This is a genomic window from Duganella kummerowiae, assembly GCF_053572355.1.
In genome coordinates, this window is the sequence record NZ_JBKFEH010000010.1 from 340572 (window position 1) to 357509 (window position 16938).

Below are 16938 nucleotides of genomic sequence, written 5' to 3' on the forward strand. Positions count from 1 at the left end.
TGGCTGGCACACCCCGGGCCGGCGCCCCGCAGGCCGGCGCTCCGGTGGCTGGCCCCGAAAAGCAAACCGGCCGCGCAGGGCGGCCGGTTGCGGGTGGCAGGGCGGACAGGTCCGCCCGCTTCAGGGGTTCAGGATCAGATCGAGTCCAGCACCGCGTTGAAGGTGGCGCTGGGGCGCATCACGGCTTCGGTCTTGGCCGGATCGGGGTAGTAGTAGCCACCGATGTCCTGCGGCTGGCCCTGGACGCTGTTGAGCTCCTCCACGATCTTGGTTTCGTTTTCCGACAGGGCCTTGGCCAGCGGCGCGAAGTAGGCCTGCAGTTCAGCGTCCTCGGTCTGGGCGGCCAGGGCCTGGGCCCAGTACAGCGACAGGTAGAAGTGGCTGCCGCGGTTGTCCAGCTCACCGGTGCGCGAAGACGGCGACTTGCTGTTGTCCAGCAGCTTGCCGGTGGCTTCGTCCAGGGTCTTGGCCAGGATCTTGGCCTTGGCGTTGCCTTCCTTGATGCCCAGCTCTTCCAGCGACACGGCCAGCGCCAGGAACTCGCCCAGCGAATCCCAGCGCAGGTGGTTTTCTTCCACCAGCTGCTTGACGTGTTTCGGAGCCGAACCGCCGGCGCCGGTCTCGTACATGCCGCCGCCGGCCATCAGGGGCACGATGGACAGCATCTTGGCCGAGGTGCCCAGCTCCAGGATGGGGAACAGGTCGGTCAGGTAGTCGCGCAGGATGTTGCCGGTCACCGAGATGGTGTCCAGGCCGCGCGAAACGCGCTCCAGGGTGTAGCGCATGGCGCGCACTTGCGACATGATCTGGATGTCCAGGCCGGTGGTGTCGTGTTCCTTGAGGTACACCTGGACCTTCTTGATCACTTCGTTCTCGTGCGGACGGTAGGGGTCCAGCCAGAACACGGCCGGCATGCCGGAGTTGCGGGCGCGGGTGACGGCCAGCTTGACCCAGTCGCGGATCGGGGCATCCTTGACCTGGCACATGCGCCAGATGTCGCCTTCTTCCACGGTCTGGGTCAGCAGTACTTCGCCGGTTTCCAGGTCGGTGATGTTGGCGATGCCGCCTTCCGGCACTTCAAAGGTCTTGTCGTGCGAGCCGTATTCCTCGGCCTGCTGGGCCATCAGGCCGACGTTGGGCACGGTGCCCATGGTGGTCGGGTCGAAGTTGCCGTGCCATTTGCAGAAGTTGATCATCTCCTGGTAGATACGGGCGAAGGTCGATTCCGGCATTACGGCCTTGACGTCGGCGGTGCGGCCGTCGGCGCCCCACATCTTGCCGCCGATGCGTATCATGGCCGGCATCGAGGCGTCCACGATCACGTCGTTGGGCGAGTGGAAGTTGGTGATGCCCTTGGCCGAATCGACCATGGCCAACTTGGGACGGTGCTCCAGGCAGGCGTGCAGGTCCTTCAGGATCTCGTCCTTCTGCGAGGCCGGCAGCTTCTCGATCTTCTCGTACAGGTTGACCATGCCGTTGTTGACGTTCACGCCCAGTTCATCGAACAGCTTGGCGTGCTTCTCGAACGCATCCTTGTAGAAGATGCGCACGCAGTGGCCGAACACGATGGGGTGCGAGACCTTCATCATGGTGGCTTTCACGTGCAGCGAGAACATCACGCCGGTCTTGTAGGCGTCGTCGATTTCCTTCTCGTAGAACTCCAGCAGGGCTTTCTTGCTCATGAACATGGAGTCGATGATCTCGCCGGCCTGCAGGGCGACCTTGGGCTTGAGCACGATGGTCTTGCCCGAGGGGGTGATCAGTTCCATCTTGACGTTGCGGGCCTTGTCCAGGGTCATGGACTTTTCGCCGTGGTAGAAGTCGCCGGCGTGCATGTGCGACACGTGGGTGCGCGAAGCCTGGCTCCATTCGCCCATCGAGTGCGGGTGCTTGCGGGCGTATTCCTTGACAGCCTTGGGAGCGCGGCGGTCGGAGTTGCCTTCGCGCAGGACCGGGTTCACGGCCGAACCGATGCACTTGCTGTAGCGCGCCTTCAGGGCTTTCTCTTCGTCGGTTTTCGGATCTTCGGGGAAGTCGGGCAGGGCGTAGCCCTTGCCTTGCAGTTCGCGGATGGCGGCCTGCAGCTGGCCCACAGAGGCCGAGATGTTGGGCAGCTTGATGATGTTGGCTTCCGGCTTCAGGGTCAGGGCGCCCAGTTCGGCCAGGTTGTTCGGGACCTTCTGCGCGTCGGTCAGGTACTCCGGGAATTCGGCCAGCACGCGGGCGGCCACCGAGATATCGCTGGAGACCACGTCCACGGCGGCGGGGGCGGTGAACTTCTTAATGATGGGCAGCAGGGAATACGTCGCCAGCAGCGGTGCCTCGTCTGTCAGCGTGTAAATGATCTTTGGATTTTGTGTTGCCATGGTTATTCCCTCGTATGCGGTTGGTGCCTGACTCCCGGCAGGCACATCGTCGGTAATTGTCCGTCCCGGGCGGCTGAGGTGCTGGGCGCCAGGCGCCATCCCACCCAAATTCCCTTATTTTATGCGGTGCGGACCGGCAACCACAATACCAGAAACTCGGAATATGAGACCCCATTCCACATGGTGGAATAAATGCCGGGCAAATGTGACGTCGGTTAAGCCGCCGGGATGGTGCTCGGCGGTATCAGCGGATCTTGCGGGCGTATTTGTCGCGTACGTATTTATTGAGGTAGGTGGCCAAGCCGCGGCCGGCTTCGGCCAGGCGCTGCATGGCGGTGACGTGCTCGGCGCCGCTGCTGTCGGCGTCGTACAGGTAGACATGGCCATCGTTGAAGCGCAGCTTGATGCAGTCCTCCCCGACTTCGTAGGCGGCGATGGCGGAGTTTCCGTTGAGATCGGCATAGCGTTTCATGGTGGGATGATGCTACCGCCGGCGCTCCGTGGCGTGCGTGCGCCGGACCACATAATCAGGGACACAAAAAAAATACAAAAACAGTTTGCGCGCTAATGAATTGTGCGCTATATTTATAGCCATGGACGCGCCGCACACAATCAGGCGCGTTTTTAAAACCCAGTAAGTTAGTGCGCTAACTATTAATTCTTCGACCAGAAAGGGAGTACATCATGAAACGCACCACCATCGCCGCCGTTCTCGCCACCACCCTGTTCGGCGCCGCCGCCCAGGCCGCTCCCGCGGAGCAAACCACTGTCGTGCTGGTGCACGGCGCCTTCGCCGACGGTTCCAGCTGGGACAAGGTGATCCCCATCCTGCAAGCCAAGGGCTATAAAGTGGTGGCGGTGCAGAACCCGCTGAGCTCGCTGGCCGACGACGTCGCCGCCACCCAGCGCGTGATCGACGCCCAAAGCGGCAAGGTGGTGCTGGTCGGCCACTCCTGGGGCGGCACCGTGATCACCCAGGCCGGCACCAGCGACAAGGTCAGGGCCCTGGTCTATGTGGCCGCCTTTGCCCCCTCGGAAGGTGAGAGCACCGCCCAGCAAGGCAAGGATTACGCCGTGCCGCCGGGCATCGCCACCCTGCAGGCCGACGCCGGCGGCTACCTGTGGCTGCCGGCCGATTCGGTCGCCAGGAACTTCGCCCAGGACGTGCCGGCCGCCACCGCCTCGCTGATCGCCGCCACCCAGGGCCCGATCGCCGGCAAGGCCTTTACCGACACCACCAGCGTCGCCGCCTGGAAGAACAAGGCCAACTACTACATCGTGGCCAGCGAAGACCGCATGATCGCGCCCGCCCTGGAGCAGGCTTACGCCCGGAAAATCAACGCCACCACCACCACGCTGAAAACCAGCCACGTGCCCATGGTGTCGCAGCCGGCCAAGGTGGCCGAGGTGATCATCGCCGCCGCCCAGCGCTGATCATGTGATGGAACACCGTTGCGTGGCGGCCGTCCAGCCGCTACGCTGTCGGGTTACTACACACCGCCGCAGAGATTCCCATGTCCCACCCGCCCAAGCTAGCCGAGATGCTGTGCTTTAATCTGTACAGCACCTCGCTCAGGATGACCCAGCTCTACAAGCCCATGCTGGCCGAGCTCAATCTGACCTATCCGCAATTCCTGGTAATGGTGATGCTATGGGAGCGCCAGGGCCTGGGCATGAAGGATATCGCCGCCCGCCTGCAGCAGGACCCCGGTTCCGTCACCCCGCTGGTCAAGCGCCTGGAAGCCCAGGGCTACATCAGCCGCAGCCGCGACCCGCGCGACGAGCGCAACATGGTCTTGAGCCTGACCCCGGCCGGCGAGGCGCTGCGCGAGGCCGGCGCCCGCGTCGGCCAGGCCATAGCCGACAACTGCTCGCTGCAAATGGAAGAGTACACGCGCATGATGGCCGATATCGCCAAACTGAACAAAAAACTGGGCTGAGCCGGCGCTCACAGCGGCCGCTGGCCGGCCAGCGGCGCCGGACTGGCCGCCGCGCGGCCGGCAAACACCAGCAGCAGGCCCGTGCCCGCCAATGCAGCCCCCGCCAGCGGCACCGCCGCGTAGCCCCAGCCGGACGAAATCACCAGGCTGCCCAGCGCCGCCCCGAGCGCGTTGCCGAGATTGAAGGCGCCCACGTTGACCGAGGACGCCAGTCCCGGCGCTTCGGCCGCCGCGTGCATGACGCGTATCTGCACCGGCGGCACCAGCGCGAACGCGGCCGCGCCCCACACCAGCACGCCGGCCAGCGCGCCCCAATGGCTGCGCATCAGCAGCGGCAGCGCCAGCATGACCACGGCCAGCACCGCCAGGAAGATCCTGGTGCTGCCCTCGAGCGACCAGTCGGCCAGCTTGCCGCCCAGGCCATTGCCCAGGGTGAAACCGACGCCGATCAGCACCAGCGCCGCCGTGATGAACAGGGTCGACGCGCCGGTCAGGCTGGTCAAGATAGGCGCGATATAGGTGTAGACGGTGAACATGGCGCCGGCACCCATCACCGTGGTGGCCATGGCCATCAGCACTGCCGGCCGCGCCAGCACGCGCAGTTCACGCGGCAGGTCCGGCATGGCGCCGGCCTCGCCGCGCGGCAGGGTCCAGGCCAGCGCCGCGATGGCCAGCAGTCCCAGTCCCGCCGTGCCGGCAAACGCCATGCGCCAGCCTATGTGCTGGCCGACCCAGGTGGCGGCCGGCACGCCGCCGATATTGGCGATGGTCAGGCCCATGAACATGGTGGCCACCGCGCTGGCGCGCTTGTCGGGGGCGGCCAGGCTGGCCGCCAGCACCGAACCGATGCCGAAGAAGGCGCCGTGATTCAGGCTGGTGACCACGCGCGCCGCCAGCAGCGTCCAGTAATTGGGCGCCACTGCCGACAGCAGGTTTCCCACCACGAAAACCGACATCAGCAGCATCAGCGCCTGCTTGGCGCGCAGGCGCGACAGGCCCAGCGTCATGACCGGCGCCGCCAGCATCACGCCCAGCGCATAGGCGCTGATCAGCAGGCCGGCGGTGGGGATGGAGACGTGGACGCCGTCGGCTATCACCGGCAGCAATCCCATGGGAGCGAATTCGGTGGTGCCGATGCCGAAGGCGCCGACGGCCAGGGCGAGCAGGGACCAGATCGGATTCATGGCGGTGTCCTGGGGGAGTGGCAAAGCCTGCATTATTGCTGAAAGGGGAATGGTCTGCCGATACCCCAAAGGGTATCAGCCGATGAAAGCGTTGTAATGATCCTGTAATGGCGGCGTCATGTTGGCGTCAGCGCGGGGTTTTTATACTGGCTCGGCTATCCCCCTCATCAAGGAGTCTCCATGAAACGCCGCACCGTCTCCCTGCTGGCCGCCGCGCTGTTTGCAGCGCTGTCGGCCGCCAGCGCCGCCAGCTTCGCAGCGCCCGCTGTCCACAACGTCGTGCTGGTGCACGGCGCCTATGCCGACGGCTCGTGCTGGGCCGACGTCATCGCCCGCCTGCAGGCGGCCGGGATGAACGTCACCTCGGTACAGAATCCACTGACCTCGCTGGCCGACGACGTGGCCGCCACCCAGCGCGCGCTGGCGCTGCAGGACGGCCCCACCGTGCTGGTGGGCCATTCCTGGGCCGGCACCGTGATCAGCGAAGCGGGCCTGGACGCCAAGGTGGCTGCGCTGGTGTACGTGGCGGCGCGCGCGCCGGACGCAGGCGAAGACTACACCGCGCTGGCCGCGACCTTCCCGACGCCGCCCGCCACGTCCGGCCTGGTGAAAAGCGGCGGCTACGCGCAGCTGAGCGAAGCCGCCTTCCTGCGCGACTTCGCCGGCGACCTCGAACCGGCCAGGGCGCGCGTGTTGTACGCGGCGCAGGGGCGCATCTCCACCAGCCTGTTTGCCTCGCGCACCACCCAGGCCGCGTGGCGCGTCAAGCCCAGCTGGTACGCGGTCTCCACCCAGGACCGCACCACCTCGCCGGAGCTGGAACGCTACCTGGCCAGGCGCATGAAGGCGCACACCATCGAGGTCGAGTCCGGCCATTTGTCGCTGATCTCCCACCCGGATGTGATCGCCAAGCTGATCCTGGAAGCGGCCGGCCACAACTAAAAGTAAAATCGGTGTCCAAAAACCGGTGTCAAAAACCGAAAAAGCCGGTGTCCGGAAAAGCCGGTGTCAAAAGCCGGTGTCAGATCTGCCATTGGTACATGAGTCTGTTTGAATTAGCGGGCCCATGTACCAATGGCAGATCTGACACCATGGTGTGGACACCATGGTGTGCCATGGTGTGCGACACCATGGTAGAGAGAGGAATCATGCGCATATTGATCGTGGAAGATGAAACCAAGGCCGGCGATTATCTGGTCAAGGGCCTGCAGGAGTCCGGCTATGTGGCCGACCTGGCGCGCAATGGCGCCGATGGCTTGAACCTGGCGCTGGAGCAGCACTACGACCTGGTGGTGCTGGACGTGATGCTGCCGCAGCTCGATGGCTGGGCCGTGCTGGCCCGCCTGCGCGAACGCAAGGACACGCCGGTGCTGTTCCTCACCGCCCGCGATGAGGTGGCCGACCGCGTCAAGGGCCTGGAACTGGGCGCCGACGACTACCTGGTCAAGCCTTTCGCCTTCGCCGAGTTGCTGGCCCGCATCAAGACCCTGCTGCGGCGCGGCCCGGTGCGCGAACCGGAAACCTACCGCGTGGCCGACCTCGAGATCGACGTGCCCAAACGCCGCGTCACCCGCGCCGGGACCCGCATCGAACTCACCGCCAAGGAATACGCCCTGCTGCAGCTGTTGGCCAAGCGCCAGGGCGAGGTGCTCTCGCGCAGCCAGATCGCCTCGCTGGTGTGGGACATGAACTTCGATTCCGACACCAACGTGGTGGACGTGGCCATCCGCCGCCTGCGCGCCAAGGTCGACGATCCCTATCCGCACAAGCTGATACACACCATGCGCGGCATGGGCTACCTGCTGGAGGACAAGCAGTGAGCCGTCCGCTGTCGCTCACCGCGCGCCTGGCCCTGCTGTTCTCCGGCGTGGCGGTGGTGACCCTGCTGGCGGTCGGCCTCTACCTGTACCAGATGCTGGCGCGCCAGATGTCGCAGCGCGACGACCTGGAACTGGTGGCCAAGGTGGCCCAGCTGCGCCAGCTGGTGCAGGAAATGCCGTCGCCGCAGGCCCTGGCGGCCGATCCGCGCATGCTGCGCGAGGTCCTGATGGGCCACAACGATTTCATCCTGCGCCTGACCGGCCCGGACGGCGCGCCGCTGGTGCAATTGGCCGAACCGTCGCGCGAGCTGCCGGCCATGGACAGCGTGCCGCTGCGCCGTCCCGCCACCCTGGCCGACGTGCGCGACTGGCGTCCCATGCATGGCGGCGGCCGCATGCTGAGCGCCGATGGCACCGTCGGCGGCGCGCAAGGCCAGCCGGTGCGCATCACGCTGGCCCGGGAGCGCTCCGACCGCCTCAAGATCCTGGTGGCCTACACGCGCGACCTGGCCTGGGCGCTGGGCATAGGCGCGGCGCTGGCCACCTTGCTGGGCTACGCCGTGGTGCGCTTCAGCATGCGGCCGCTGCGCTCGGTGGTGGCCAAGGCCGACGCCATCAGCACCAGCCGCCTGAACACCCGCCTCTCGGTGCAGGATGCGCCGGTCGAACTGCGTGAACTGGGCATGGCCTTCAACGCCATGCTGGACCGCCTGGAGGATGGCGTGCAGCGCCTGTCCGGCTTTGCCGCCGACCTCGCGCACGACCTGCGCACGCCCATCAACACGCTGATGGTGGAAACCCAGGTGGCCCTGTCGCGCCCGCGCACGGTGGACGAATACCAGCAGCTGCTGGTCTCCAACTCCGAGGAGTACGAGCGCCTGGCGCGCATGGTGGAAAACACCCTGTTCCTGGCGCGCGCCGACAACGCCCAGCTGGCGCTCAAGCGCGAGGACCTGGACCTGGAGGCGGAGCTGGGCCGCATCCACGAGTACTTCGAGCTGCTGGCCGAGGATGCCCGGGTGACGCTGACGGTGCACGCGGCCGGCTTGCATGCCAGCGCCGACCCCGTGCTGCTGCAGCGGGCACTCGGCAACCTGCTGTCCAACGCCCTGCGCCACACGCCGCCGGGCGGGGCGGTGCGTCTGGCGGCGCGCGCCGTGGCCGGTGGCGTGCAGCTGGAGGTCGGCAATTCCGGCGACGGCATCCCGCCCGCGCATCTGCCTCATATTTTCGACCGCTATTACCGGGGCGACGCCGCCCGCAGCGCCAGCGCCCATTCCGCCGGACTGGGCCTGGCCATCGTGCGGGCGATTATGGAGTTGCATGATGGAAAAGTCTGGGCCGAGAACGCGCCCCGGCCCGACGGTGGCGTAATCGCCACATTCTTCCTGTTCTTCCCCGCGCAACAAAATAATTAAAAAAAAATCGCGCACCGTGTCGATTTCAGCCGGGTTGGTTCGTCGTAGCATTAAGGTCCGCGATGGACCGTAACCCTAGGAGACCGACATGAGTGCACAAGTGAAACCTATTCCCGATGGCATGAACACCGTTACCCCGCACCTGGTGTGCGAAGGCGCCGCCGAGGCCATCGACTTCTACAAGAAAGCTTTCAGCGCCGTCGAACTGGCGCGCTTGCCCGGCCCGGACGGCAAATTGATGCATGCGGCGGTGCGCATCGGCGATACGGTCGTCATGCTGGTGGACGCCTTCCCCGAGTGGGGCAGCGTCGGGCCCAACACCCTGAAGGGGACGCCGGTGACCTTGCATATCTACACCGAGGATGCCGACCAGCTGTACTCGCAAGCCGTGGCGGCAGGCGCCACCGCCAGGATGCCGTTGCAGGACATGTTCTGGGGCGACCGCTATGGCCAGGTGCAGGATCCGTTCGGCCACATCTGGTCCATCGCCACCCACAAGGTGGATATGACGCCGGAGCAGATGCAGGAGGCGATGAAAAACATGCAACCCGAATGCAAATAAGGAGAATGGCATGCGCTTCATGGTGATCGTCAAGGCCACGCCCGAGTCCGAGGCCGGCCAGCTGCCCAGTACGGAACTGATGCAGGCGATGGGCAATTTCAACGAGGAAATGGTCAAGGCCGGCGTGCTGCTGGCCGGCGAAGGCCTGCACCCCAGCTCCAAGGGCGTGCGTATCCGCTTCCAGGGTGAGCAGCGCAGCGTGGTCGACGGCCCGTTTGCCGAGACCAAGGAGCTGGTGGCCGGGTTCTGGCTGATCCAGGTGGGGTCGAAGGAGGAAGCCGTGCAGTGGATGAAACGCTGCCCCAAGCCGCACGACGGCGATTGCGAGATCGAGATTCGCCAGGTCTATGAACTGGACGATTTTGGCGACGCCGCCACACCCGGGGTGCGGGAACAGGAAGAACGGCTGCGGGCCGCGCTCTGAGGCTGGTATAGTTGTCGGCTGCGGGAGCGTTCCCGCAGTCCAGCCCAATCCAGCCCAGACAGGAGTTCAGCAATGCAGTTCATGGTCATCCGGCGCGCCAACCAGATCACGGAGTCGGGCGCATTGCCGCCGGCGCTGGAGCCGGGAGTCTATTTGAAACCTAGCGCCGGCGGCGCCCGGCTGATGCGCCGCAACGGCGAATGGAGCCAGGAGGAGGGCCCGTTCCCCACCCGGGAACTGGTGGCCGGCCTGACCCTGATCGAGGCCACCTCGCGCGAGGACGCCATCCGCCAGGTGCGCAACTGGCCCACGGCCGACAGCGGCGCCGTGTTCGAGCTGCGCGCGGCCGGCTGCCCCGGCGGCTGTGTCGGCTTCGACGAACGTGGCACGGCGGCCGGCACCATCCCGCAGCGCAACCCGGACCTGAAGCGCTATGTGGTGATGATCAAGTCGGACGAGAATTCCGAAATCGACCGCCAGCCGCTGCCATCCTTCATCGACGCCATGAACCGCAGGAACGAGGCCGACGTGCAGGCCGGGGTGCTGCTGGCCGGCGAGGGCCTGCGCAGCACCGCCCTGGGCGTGCGGGTGCACTTCTCGCACGCGCACAGCACGGTGGTGGACGGCCCTTTCACCGAGGTCAAGGAGCTCATTGCCGGCTACTGGCTGCTGCAGGCCGCCAACCGCCAGGAAGCCATCGAATGGGCCAGGAATTATCCCTATCCGGGCAATAACGATCTCACCCTGGAATTGCGCGAGGTGTGCGAGCCCGACCTGTACCGCTTCTTCTCCACCGCCATGCGCGCGGCCGAGGAACGCATGCGCGCCGAACAGCTGGAGGCGGGCCTGCTGGACGCCTTCGACAAGGCCGCCGGCGGCTGAGGTGTCGGTCCACAAGGTGATCGAGGCGGTGTGGCGGATGGAGTCCGCCCGTATCACCGCAGTGCTGGCGCGGATGCTGCGCGAGGTCGGTCCGGCCGAGGAATTGGCGCAGGATGCGCTGGTGCAGGCGCTGGAGCGCTGGCCGGACAGCGGCGTGCCCGATCATCCGGCCGCCTGGCTGATGGCGGTGGCGAAGAACAGCGCGCTGGACCTGCTGCGCCGCCGTCAGCTGCACCAGGACAAGGAATCCGCCATCACCTACGAGATCGAAGTCCAGCTGCAGGACGCTGCGCCGGACCTCGAGGCGCAGGTGGCTGCCGCGCTGGAGGACGATATAGGCGACGACCTGCTGCGGCTGGTGTTCACCGCCTGCCATCCGCTGCTGCCGGCCGAAGGCCGGGTGGCGCTCACCCTGCGCATGCTGGGCGGCTTGTCCACGGCCGACATCGCGCGCGCCTTCCTGGTGCCGGAAGCCACGGTGGCCCAGCGCATCGTGCGCGCCAAGCGCAGCCTGGCCGAGGCCAGGGTGCCGTTCGAGGCGCCGCGCGGGCCCGAGCTGGCGGTGCGCCTGGCCTCGGTGCTGCAGGTGGTCTACCTGATCTACAACGAAGGTTATGCGGCCAGCGCCGGCGGCGACTGGATGCGTCCCGCCCTGTGCGAGGAAGCGCTGCGCCTGGGCCGCATCCTGGCCGAACTGGCGCCGGACCAGGCCGAGGTGCATGGCCTGGTGGCGCTGATGGAAATACAATCCTCGCGCGCCCGCGCGCGGCTGGGTCCCAACGGCGAGCCGATACTGCTGCTGGAGCAGGACCGGGCGCGCTGGGACCAGTTGCTGATACGGCGCGGCCTGGCAGCGCTGCACCGCGCCGAACAGACCGGGCACGGATTGGGGCCCTACGGCGTGCAGGCCGCCATCGCCGCCTGCCATGCGCGGGCGCGCAGCGCGCAGGACACGGACTGGGAGCGCATCGCCGCCTTGTACGGCGTTCTGGCGCAGCTGATGCCCTCGCCGGTGGTGGAACTGAACCGGGCGGTGGCGCTGTCCATGGCCCATGGCCCGGCGGCCGGGCTGGAACTGGCCGACCAGCTGCGCGACGCCCCGGCGCTGAAACATTACCATCTGCTGCCCAGCGTGCGCGGCGACCTGTTGGCCAGGCTGGGCCGGCATGCCGAGGCGCGCGCCGAATTCGAACGGGCCGCCGCCCTCACGCAGAACCTGCGCGAACGCGAACTGCTGCTGGCGCGTGCCGCCGCCAGCGCCTGAGCCGCGACGCAGCCGTCTGTCCGGCCCGGTAGCGGGCCGGCGACCAGTGCTGACGCCGTGGGCGCCGCTGCAGGCGGCCCTGCCAGCCCGTTTGCCAGCTGCCCAGCTACTGCAAGCGTGCGGCACGCGCCGTGATCGCCCGCGTCATCGTGTCCAGGATGGCATCCAGGCTTGCCGGCTTACCCAGATGTGCGGCAAAGCCTGCCTCCCGGGTGCGCTTGAGCGTTTCAAAGTCGTTGTGCGCGGTAAATGCGACCACAGGCGTGGCGGCAAAGGCTGGAATCGCTTGCAGTGCACGCAGCACGGCGTAGCCGTCCATGGCCGGCATATGCAGATCGAGCAGCACCACATCGGGCAGGAAGGCGGCTGCCTGCTGCAGCGCGTCGGGCCCGTCAAAGGCGGCCTGGCATTGATGGCCGACCAGCATCAGCAGTTCTATGATGAGTAACGCGGCTTCGCGATTGTCATCCACCACCAGCACGCGCAGGGTGGCATTGGTTACAGGAATGTTCATTTCAACGTCACGGCCATAAGGGAGTGACCGGCGTAGATTGGGCCGGGAGAGGGAGGCCGGCCAGCTTGCGGGGCGTGGGGAGATGGAGGGGCTTCTGCCATCGACTATAGCATCATCCGTCCATTCCCAGTGGAAATATTCAACCCTGTGCCCGTGGCTGTGGCGGCGATGCACGCTATCGCCGCCGGAAAACTTGGGGTCAGGCCAGGGTGGCTTCGAAAATGGCCACCAGTGACTGTATGCCGTCGGCGTCGGTCTGGTCGAAGCGCTTGGGCAGGGGGCTGTCCAGGTCGAACACGCCCATCACCTGGCCGTCGCGGCCGCGTACCGGCACCACCAGTTCGGAGCGCGAATTGACGTCGCAGGCGATGTGGCCGGGGAATTCGTGCACGTCCGGCACCACGATGGCCTCGCCCTTGACCACGGTGCTGCCGCACACGCCGCGGCCTTTCTTGATGCGGATGCAGGCCGGCTTGCCCTGGAAGGGGCCCAGCACCAGCTCGTCGCCCTGCAGGAAGTAGAAGCCGGCCCAGTTCAGGCCCGGCATGGTGTTGAACACCAGGGAACTGAAGTTGGCGCTGTTGGCGATCTGGTCGGATTCGCCGGCCACCAGGCCTTGCAGCTGCGAGCGCAGGTCGCTGTACATGGCCTGCTTGGCTGCTGGGGTATCGGTGCCGTAGGCGGTGTCGCTGAGGTGGAAAGTCATGATGTTGAATGAAAAATAAGCCGCGCGGGTGCGCCAATCCGCTATGGTAGCGCGTCGGCGCACGGCCTGTCAGGACGGCCTGTCAGGACGGCGTCCCCAACGCCTGTTCGGCCAGCCGGGCCAGCTCGCGCAGGCGCGCCGCCGGGTAGCCTTCCGCCACCGCCAGCCCCAGGGTGAGGGCCAGTTCCCCGCCCTCGGCCAGCTTGCGGTAGGCCAGGCCGTTGCGGCGCAGGGCGGCGAAGGAGGCCGGCAGCAGGGCGATTCCGGCGCCAGCCGCGACGTCCCCCAGCAGCACGTGGTGGTCCAGCGGCTCGCGCAGGAAGATAGGTGTCCAGCCGTGGCGGCGGAACACGGCGTGGCAGTGGTCGAAATAGGCGGGCTGGCGGGCCCGTTCGAACCAGTACACGGACTCGCCGACCAGGTCGGCCAGCGACAGGAGGCGCCGCCGCGCCAGCACGTGGCGGCTGGACAACGCCACCATCAGCGGCTGCTGCACCAGCGGCAGCACGCGCAGCTCGTGGCTGCGGCAGGGCAGGGCGATCACGGCGGCGTCCAGGCGGTGCGCGCGCAGCGCGGCCACCAGCCGGGGCGATGTCGCGAACTGTGTTTGCGCCTGCGGCAGGGCGGCGGTGAAAGCGCGGTACAGGCCGGGATCGACCGAGGTGGTCAGGCCCAGGCGCAGGCGTGGCGCCTGCCGGCGGCGCCGCAGTCCGGCCTCGGCCTGGTCCAGCAGCGCCAGGATGTGCAGGGCCTGGGGCAGCAGTTCGGCGCCGGCCGGCGTCAGCGCCACGTGCTGGGTGTCGCGCTCGAACAGGGCCACGCCCAGGCGCTGCTCCAGCTGGCGCACGGCGCGGCTGAGCGGCGGCTGGGTCAGGTGCAGCTGCTCGGCGGCCTGGCGGAAGCTCAGGCAATTGGCCACGGCGGCGAAGATCTGCAGGGAGCGGGTGTCGAGGGCGCGCATGATACCGCAAAGGTATCACGTTTTTGCTCATTCCATCCGGCTCCGCCCGGAGGCACACTGCGGCCATCACCCCAAAGGAGAACCGCAATGAACACCCGCAAAAATACCAGCGTGAGCGTCCGCATGGGACTGGGCTGCATGGGCATGTCCGAATTCTATGGCGCCACCGACGATGCGCAATCGCTGCACACGCTGGAGACGGCGTTCGGGCAGGGCGTGACGTTCTACGACACCGCCGATTCCTACGGCCACGGCCACAATGAGGAACTGCTGGGCCGCTTCCTGCGTGGCAAGCGCGGCCAGGTCCGCATCGCCACCAAGTTCGGCCTGGTGCGCGCGCCGGGCAGCTATGCACGCCGCATAGACAACAGCCCGGCCTACATTGCGCAGGCGGTGGAAGCCTCGCTGCGCCGCCTGGGCGTGGAGCACATCGACCTGTACTACATGCACCGCCTGAACCTGGCGGACACGCCGCTGGAGGACAGCATGGGCGCCCTGGCGCGCCTGAAGGAGCAGGGCAAGATAGGCGGCATCGGCTTGTGCGAAGTGTCGGCTGGCACCCTGCGCAAGGCGGCGGCCGTGCATCCGGTGGCCGCCGTGCAAAGCGAATATTCGCTGTGGACGCGCGATCCGGAGCGCGAAGTGCTGGCCGCCGTGCGCGAACTGGGCGCGCTGTTCGTTGCCTACAGCCCGCTGGGCCGGGGCTTCCTTACCGGCGCGGTGGATGCCGCCACGCGCTTCGGCGCCGGCGACTTCCGCAGTTTCAATCCACGCTTCGACGCCGCCAACCTGGCCCGCAACCAGCGCCTGGCCGGCGCCGTGCGCGCCCTCGCTGCCGAGCGCGGCTGTACGCCGGCGCAGCTGGCCCTGGCCTGGCTGCTGGCCCAGGGCCAGGACGTCGTCCCTATCCCCGGCACCAAGCGCGTGCCCTACCTGCTGGAGAACCTGGGCGCGCAGGCCATAGCGCTGAGTCCGTCTGAGGTCGCGCACATCAGCGCACTGCTGCCGCCTGGCGCCGCAGCAGGCGAGCGCTACAGCACGGAAGGCATGCAAGGACTGGATGCATAGCGAATTACGATGCCCTCCTACGTCAAGTGTAGGCGCTGTCCTATGGCGCGGCTGCGGCCGCAGGGCTAATCTCGTGGGCATGGTGCGGCGCGTCCGGTGAGGCGCGCTGCCTTCCCCTGACCAGAGAAAATGGATACGCCATGGCTACCAGCAAGCAAACCCAGACTGCCCTGCAGCACGGCCGCAAGATCAAACAGGTGCTGCGCACCATGTTCGGCGTGGAGGAACTGCGTGACGGCCAGCGCCGCGTGATCGACAGCGTGCTGTCCGGCCGCGACACGCTGGCCGTCATGCCTACCGGGAGCGGCAAGTCGCTGTGCTACCAGGTGCCGGCCGCGCTGCTGCCCGGCGCCACCATCGTGGTGTCGCCGCTGATCGCGCTGATGAAGGACCAGCTGGAAAAGCTGGAGGAAGCCGGCTACGACAGCGCGGCCCAGCTGAACAGCAGCCTCAAGCGCGAGGAAGAGCGCGAGGCGCTGGACAGCATACAGCGCCACAGCACCGACCTGATCTTCTGCACGCCGGAGCGCCTGGTCCATCCGGACTTCCTGGCCCTGCTGAAAACCATGGAAATCAGCCTGCTGGTGGTGGACGAGGCCCACTGCATCTCGCAATGGGGCCACGACTTCCGCCCGGCCTACCTGGAAATCGGCGCCGCGCTGGACGCCCTGGGCCGCCCGCCGCTGCTGGCGCTGACCGCCACCGCCACGGATGAAGTGATAGACGATATCGCGCGGCAGCTGGGCACGCGCAAGCTTGCCGTGATCAACACCGGCATCTACCGGCCCAACCTGCACTACCGGGTCAAGCAGGTCACCAACCCGGATGAAAAGATGATGAGCGCCCTGCAGCTGGTGCGCGAGACGGAGGGTGTGGGCATCGTCTACGCCGCCACCGTCAAGGCTGCCGAGGAAATGTACCAGGTGCTGGAGAACGCCGGCGAGAGCGTGGCGCTGTACCACGGCAAGCTGCCGGCCGCCCGCCGCACCGAGAGCCAGAACGCTTTCATGAGCGGCGAGAAGCGCGTGATGGTGGCCACCAACGCTTTCGGCATGGGCATAGACAAGAGCGACACCCGCTTCGTCATCCACCTGCAGGTGCCGGCCAACCTGGAGGCGTACTACCAGGAGTCGGGCCGCGCCGGACGCGACGGCCTGGACGCCACCTGCACGCTGCTGTACTTCCACGGCGACAAGCGCGTGCAGCAGTTCTTCCTCGGGAAGCACTATCCGGGAGAGGACGAGCTGCGCGCCGTGTACGACGCGGCCCGCGCGCTGGGCAAGGAGCGCGGCGAATTCACGGCCGCCGACCTGAAGGCGCACATCGGCGGCATGGCCGACAGCCAGCTGAAGATCTGCCTGAAGATGCTCAAGGACGCCAAGCTCCTCAAGCGCAACCGCAAGCTGGCCTATTTGCTGGCGCCGGGCGAGGAGCCCAAGGCGTCCCGCTACGCCGAGCTGGCCCAGGTCTATGGCGACAAGCAGGAGCGCGACCGCGAGGCGCTGGAGCAGATGGTAGCCTATGCGCAGAGCGGCTATTGCCGCTGGAAGCTGCTGCTGGAGTACTTCCACGACCTGCGGCCCGGCTTCGAACACTGCGGCTGCTGCGACAACTGCCAGGCCCCGCCCACCATCATCGAGACGGCGGAGGACGTGGCGCAGGCAGCGCAGGCCAGCGAGCCGGCGCCTATCACGGTCGGCAGCCAGGTCAAGGTGCCGCGCTTCGACATCGGCACCGTGCTGTCGGTGGCGGGCGACCGCATCACCATCGAATTCCCGGAAAACAGCGCCAAGACCTTCATGGCGGAGTTCGTCCAGCCCATCTGAGTG

General features: G+C 66.9%; 17 protein-coding genes. 11 read left to right on the top strand and 6 right to left on the bottom strand.

The window, feature by feature from the left end:
* Positions 1–134: 134 nt before the first annotated feature.
* Both ACLB1G_RS15145 and ACLB1G_RS15150 read right to left on the bottom strand, forming a co-directional pair.
* A complete protein-coding gene (locus ACLB1G_RS15145; protein ID WP_491628052.1) occupies positions 135–2366 on the bottom strand; it encodes an NADP-dependent isocitrate dehydrogenase in 2232 nt (743 codons plus the stop codon).
* Positions 2367–2610: 244 nt separating this feature from the next.
* Complete coding sequence (locus ACLB1G_RS15150; protein WP_491628053.1) at positions 2611–2838, bottom strand: hypothetical protein; 228 nt, start codon at positions 2836–2838, stop codon at positions 2611–2613.
* Positions 2839–3050: 212 nt separating this feature from the next.
* Between ACLB1G_RS15150 and ACLB1G_RS15155 the strand changes: the two genes are divergently transcribed.
* Together ACLB1G_RS15155 and ACLB1G_RS15160 are read left to right on the top strand one after the other, a co-directional pair.
* Positions 3051–3800, top strand: a complete 750-nt coding sequence (locus ACLB1G_RS15155; RefSeq protein ID WP_491628054.1) for an alpha/beta fold hydrolase — start codon at positions 3051–3053, stop codon at positions 3798–3800.
* A gap of 80 nt (positions 3801–3880) precedes the next feature.
* Positions 3881–4306, top strand: coding sequence for a MarR family winged helix-turn-helix transcriptional regulator (locus ACLB1G_RS15160; RefSeq protein WP_491628055.1), 426 nt, complete (start codon positions 3881–3883; stop codon positions 4304–4306).
* An 8-nt stretch (positions 4307–4314) separates the two neighbouring features.
* Here ACLB1G_RS15160 and ACLB1G_RS15165 read toward each other — a convergent pair whose 3' ends face one another.
* Positions 4315–5490 (bottom strand): MFS transporter, encoded by a 1176-nt coding sequence (locus ACLB1G_RS15165; RefSeq protein ID WP_491628056.1) that lies wholly within the window; start codon positions 5488–5490, stop codon positions 4315–4317.
* 180 nt (positions 5491–5670) lie between these two features.
* Here ACLB1G_RS15165 and ACLB1G_RS15170 point away from each other — a divergent pair, with 180 nt between their 5' ends.
* The 7 genes from ACLB1G_RS15170 (at position 5671) to ACLB1G_RS15200 (ending at position 11860) form a co-directional block, all read left to right on the top strand.
* Positions 5671–6432 (top strand): alpha/beta fold hydrolase, encoded by a 762-nt coding sequence (locus tag ACLB1G_RS15170; protein WP_491628057.1) that lies wholly within the window; start codon positions 5671–5673, stop codon positions 6430–6432.
* 206 nt (positions 6433–6638) lie between these two features.
* Positions 6639–7310, top strand: coding sequence for a heavy metal response regulator transcription factor (locus ACLB1G_RS15175; protein WP_491628058.1), 672 nt, complete (start codon positions 6639–6641; stop codon positions 7308–7310).
* Positions 7307–8728 (top strand): heavy metal sensor histidine kinase, encoded by a 1422-nt coding sequence (locus ACLB1G_RS15180; RefSeq protein ID WP_491628059.1) that lies wholly within the window; start codon positions 7307–7309, stop codon positions 8726–8728. Before ACLB1G_RS15175 ends, ACLB1G_RS15180 begins: the two co-directional genes overlap by 4 nt.
* Positions 8729–8816: 88 nt before the next feature.
* On the top strand, positions 8817–9290 hold the full coding sequence (locus ACLB1G_RS15185; protein ID WP_491628060.1) for a VOC family protein: 474 nt from the start codon (positions 8817–8819) through the stop codon (positions 9288–9290).
* A 10-nt stretch (positions 9291–9300) separates the two neighbouring features.
* The gene (locus ACLB1G_RS15190) at positions 9301–9714 is read left to right on the top strand and encodes a YciI family protein (protein ID WP_491628061.1); all 414 of its coding nucleotides are present in this window, start codon (positions 9301–9303) and stop codon (positions 9712–9714) included.
* 72 nt (positions 9715–9786) lie between these two features.
* Positions 9787–10596: a YciI family protein gene (locus ACLB1G_RS15195; protein ID WP_491628062.1), complete on the top strand. Its 810-nt coding sequence runs from the start codon at positions 9787–9789 to the stop codon at positions 10594–10596.
* Positions 10597–10633: 37 nt separating this feature from the next.
* Complete coding sequence (locus tag ACLB1G_RS15200; RefSeq protein ID WP_491628225.1) at positions 10634–11860, top strand: RNA polymerase sigma factor; 1227 nt, start codon at positions 10634–10636, stop codon at positions 11858–11860.
* Positions 11861–11966: 106 nt separating this feature from the next.
* On the opposite strand, the gene ACLB1G_RS15205 is transcribed toward ACLB1G_RS15200, so the two are convergent.
* The 3 genes from ACLB1G_RS15205 to ACLB1G_RS15215 form a co-directional block, all read right to left on the bottom strand.
* On the bottom strand, positions 11967–12374 hold the full coding sequence (locus tag ACLB1G_RS15205; RefSeq protein WP_491628063.1) for a response regulator: 408 nt from the start codon (positions 12372–12374) through the stop codon (positions 11967–11969).
* 199 nt (positions 12375–12573) lie between these two features.
* Positions 12574–13080 carry a GAF domain-containing protein gene (locus ACLB1G_RS15210; protein ID WP_491628064.1) on the bottom strand — a complete coding sequence of 169 codons (507 nt, stop codon included), beginning with the start codon at positions 13078–13080 and terminating at the stop codon, positions 12574–12576.
* Positions 13081–13162: 82 nt separating this feature from the next.
* Complete coding sequence (locus ACLB1G_RS15215) at positions 13163–14041, bottom strand: LysR family transcriptional regulator (RefSeq protein WP_491628065.1); 879 nt, start codon at positions 14039–14041, stop codon at positions 13163–13165.
* Positions 14042–14128: 87 nt separating this feature from the next.
* Between ACLB1G_RS15215 and ACLB1G_RS15220 the strand changes: the two genes are divergently transcribed.
* The gene (locus tag ACLB1G_RS15220; RefSeq protein WP_491628066.1) at positions 14129–15109 is read left to right on the top strand and encodes an aldo/keto reductase; all 981 of its coding nucleotides are present in this window, start codon (positions 14129–14131) and stop codon (positions 15107–15109) included.
* A gap of 140 nt (positions 15110–15249) precedes the next feature.
* A complete protein-coding gene (locus ACLB1G_RS15225) occupies positions 15250–16935 on the top strand; it encodes a RecQ family ATP-dependent DNA helicase (RefSeq protein WP_491628067.1) in 1686 nt (561 codons plus the stop codon).
* Positions 16936–16938 lie beyond the last annotated feature (3 nt).